This is a genomic window from Desulfurobacterium sp. (assembly GCF_027028515.1).
Lineage (GTDB): Bacteria > Aquificota > Aquificia > Desulfurobacteriales > Desulfurobacteriaceae > Desulfurobacterium_A.
Window position 1 is genome coordinate 1 of record NZ_JALVIW010000067.1, and the last position, 3,605, is coordinate 3,605.

Sequence of the window (3,605 nt, forward strand, 5' to 3'; positions counted from 1 at the left end):
AATGAACCCTGAAGAGGCAATCCTTGAAAGTATAAAAATCAGAACAAGGCCGGTTCTTATGACCGCATTCGCAACAACTGCAGGAATGTTACCCGTTGCCATGGGGAATGCCATAGGACTTGAAAGATTGGCTCCACTTGGCGCCGTGGCAATTGGCGGTTTAATAGTGGGGACATTTTTAACCCTTGTATTCATTCCGCTCCTATTTGTTTACACATACGGCAATACGAAAAAGGAACTATCAGAGTGAACAAACTGCCGGGTTATTTAACCCGGCAGATGTTATTCTTTAAACCAAATCTCTTTGAATAAAAGAAACAGTTAGAAACAACCCTCTTCACATAATTGCGCGTTTCGTCAAGGGGAAGAAACGCATCAACAAAAAGGACAAACTCACCGTTAGAATCAACGCCACCGTAAAGTTTCAAAAGCCTTCCTATACGTCCGGGACCTGCATTGTACGCAGCTGCCGCAACAGGTAGAGAGCCAAACTCTTTAATAAGCTTCTTTATGTAAAACGCTCCATAAGAAATATTAACCTTCTCATCATAAAGGTCAGAAACGTTAAAATCATCTCCCATAACAGAAGCTATATGTTTCCCTGTTGAAGGCATTATTTGCATGTAACCTATCGCACCACTTCTTGAAAAAGCACCGGGATCAAAAAGACTTTCCTGCCTCGCTATAGAAAGAGTCACAACACTGTTTTTGAACATAGAGGGTGCCGGATACAAAATTGTATAAAGCACATTTCTCTTTTCAGGAGAAACTGAGGCAACAGCTTTTGAGGCAAATTTTATTCCATCTCTAAATCTTCCTGCAAAATAACAGGCAACTGCAGAATCAAAGGGAGAAAAGCGAGAAAGATCAAGAAAGTTCAGTAAAAAATACTTCTTACTCTTAATTATATACCTCAAGCCTTCGTCTTTTATCATTGAAACAGAAGGCTTCTCAAACTTAACTGCAGGCCCTTTCCCCGTTAAAATGAATTTGTAAAAACTGTTGTTAGCAAGCTTTACCTCTTTGCCTAAAACTGTTTTTTCTATAGCTGCAGAAAGACCTCTTCCAAACTCCGTATTTAAAGTTTTCAAGATAGAAAGTGCTTTTATGAACTGTCCAACATTGATGTAATATTTAGCAAGGTACTCTTTGTACAGGTTATAATCAAAACTTTTAACACCCTCAAGGGCCAACTTAAATAGCGGCAGGTTAGTAACAAGAAGTTTATTAAGAGTTATCCTTATACCTGAAATCTTAAAATTCCTCTTAGCATCTGAAGCAATTAATTTTCTTAAAAGCTCTATCTTTTTAAAAGGATTCCTCTCAAGGAGAAGGCGAAAAAAGAGAGCTTCCGGAATGGAAGAGTTCTCAAAACAGAAAACGGCCTCCCTGTACTTACCGGTTTTATATAGAATCACTCCCTTAAAGTAGAGATAGAACCTGTTATCTGGAGGGAGAAGGGAAAGATAAAACCTGGCAATTTTAAAATTCCTGCGCTTTATCGCAAACCAGATTTTATTGGCAATTACAGTCTGGTTACCTGTTAAAAACGCCGTGTTTCCAGCATTATCAATTAAAATCTGCTCATCGTAGCTGTTCGTCCTTGAAAAAACCTCCCTGTAAATCTTCTGCGCTTCTTCCTCTAAACCTCTCTTCCTGTAAATCCTGGCAAGCTCAAGTTTATAGAAATCGTCAATATCATCAAAACCAATATCGGCAAAGGCAGAATAATTTCCACTTTGAAAGATAGAATCAATAAACATCTCCTTCACTGTCTTTTCAAAAGGCGAATCGGGATACTTCTGAAGAAACAGCAGGTAAGATATAGGAGAAGATGGACTCAAAGAGGTAAAAGATTTCACCTCTTTCTCGGTCATTGCCAGTGAAGGAGCGGCAAAAGAGAGAAAAAATAGAAGTATAATTACGGAAAATCTTTTCATACTTTATATTATAGCAGTTAAAAACTTTAATAGGAGAAGAAATGTTAAGCTTTGAGATAGTCGAAACAGATGGAAAGGCACGAACCGGCATTTTAAAAGGCACTCATGGCACGACAGAAACACCGTGCTTCATGCCAGTGGCAACAGGAGGTGCAGTAAAAGGTGTAAGATGGGAAGAGATAAAAACTTCAGGATACTCACTCGTTCTTTCAAACATCTATCACCTCTATTTAAGACCGGGTATTGATCTGATAGAGGAAGCCGGTGGTATTCACAAATTTACAGGATGGAACAGATTGATACTAACAGACAGCGGAGGCTTTCAGGTTTTCAGCTTGGGCGACTTGATGAAACTCACTGAAGAAGGTGTCTATTTCCGCTCACACATTGACGGTTCAAAACACTTCTTTTCACCGGAACTTGTCGTTGAATACGAAGAGAGAATCGGCGTTGACATCGGTATGGTTCTTGACGAATGCACACCCTACCCGGCAACAAGAGAATATGCAAAACACTCCCTTGAAAGAACGTACCGATGGGCGAAGAGGAGTATTGAAGCACGAACAAGCGATAAAACAGCCGTTTTTGGCATCGTTCAGGGTGGAACATTTGACGACCTGAGAATACTAAGTGCAAAACTAACTTCAGACTTACCTTTTGATGGCGTTGCAATAGGCGGACTCAGCGTCGGCGAACCGAAAGAGGACATGTACAGAATAACATCCCTTGTTACCCCTCTTCTACCCTATGCAAAACCAAGGTATCTTATGGGTGTTGGCAAACCAGAAGATATCATCGTTGCCGTTGAACATGGCGTTGATATGTTTGACTGTGTAATGCCAACAAGAAACGCAAGAAACGGAACTCTCTTTACATGGAACGGGAAACTCAACATAAAAAGTGCCAGGTATAAAAATGACGAAAGACCCGTCGATGAAAACTGCGATTGTTATACATGCAGGAACTTCTCAAGAGCTTATTTAAGGCACCTCTTCGCATCAAAAGAGATAAATGCATTGATACTAAACTCAATACATAACCTTCACTTCTATGCAAAGCTGATGGAAAAAATGAGAGAAGCTATAAAAAACAAAAAGTTTAAAGAATTTAAAAGAGAATTCTTTTCAAAGTATAAAACAGACGAAGAAAGCCCTTACTACTTAACATAAGCAGCTATCCAGTCTGGACGGTTGGTAGAGATGGAATCCACTCCAAGGGCTTTAAACTCTTTGGCAAGGTAAAGAGCTTCTGAAACCGTTAAACTTTTGTTTCCTGTTCTATCGGTAGTTTCATCGTGAATAACAACAATCTCACTATCCTTAATCCATTTTAAAGGCTAAATTGAACGCTGAAAATGTATTTTCCGGTGCGTAGAAAGAAGCACCCCGGTGGGCTATTATTTTCAAATCCCCCTCTTTTACAGGTGGTGCCCACGGGCGGAGTTGAACCGCCGACCTCACCCTTACCAAGGGTGCGCTCTAACCTCCTGAGCCACGTGGGCAGAAAAATCACAGAGAAAAATATATGATCGAAACATAAAAAGGCAAGGGGAAAAGCCCCTTCACCTTAAACGCCTTTCTTGTTTTTTATAAGCTCTTTCAAATATTCAATCCACTAGTGGATTGAATATTTGAAAGAGCTTATAAAAAACAAGAAAGGCGTTTA

At 39.8% G+C, this 3,605-nt stretch carries 3 protein-coding genes, 1 tRNA gene and 1 pseudogene; 2 read left to right on the top strand and 3 right to left on the bottom strand.

What is annotated here, in order from left to right; all coding sequences use genetic code 11:
- A partial coding sequence (locus tag MV676_RS06230; RefSeq protein WP_297445886.1) for an efflux RND transporter permease subunit occupies window positions 1-250 on the top strand: 250 nt, incomplete at its 5' end.
- A gap of 13 nt (window positions 251-263) precedes the next feature.
- Here the strand turns inward: MV676_RS06230 and MV676_RS06235 are convergent.
- A complete protein-coding gene (locus tag MV676_RS06235) occupies window positions 264-1,940 on the bottom strand; it encodes a lytic transglycosylase domain-containing protein (RefSeq protein ID WP_297445888.1) in 1,677 nt (558 codons plus the stop codon).
- A gap of 41 nt (window positions 1,941-1,981) precedes the next feature.
- Between MV676_RS06235 and tgt the strand changes: the two genes are divergently transcribed.
- Window positions 1,982-3,109, top strand: coding sequence for a tRNA guanosine(34) transglycosylase Tgt (gene tgt, locus MV676_RS06240; RefSeq protein ID WP_297445889.1), 1,128 nt, complete (start codon window positions 1,982-1,984; stop codon window positions 3,107-3,109).
- A 92-nt stretch (window positions 3,110-3,201) separates the two neighbouring features.
- On the opposite strand, the pseudogene MV676_RS09435 reads toward tgt, so the two are convergent.
- Window positions 3,202-3,346, bottom strand: a pseudogene (locus MV676_RS09435) (glycerophosphodiester phosphodiesterase family protein); the annotation flags it as partial.
- A gap of 18 nt (window positions 3,347-3,364) precedes the next feature.
- Window positions 3,365-3,441 (bottom strand) — tRNA-Thr (locus MV676_RS06245).
- Between the last annotated feature and the right edge of the window lie 164 nt (window positions 3,442-3,605).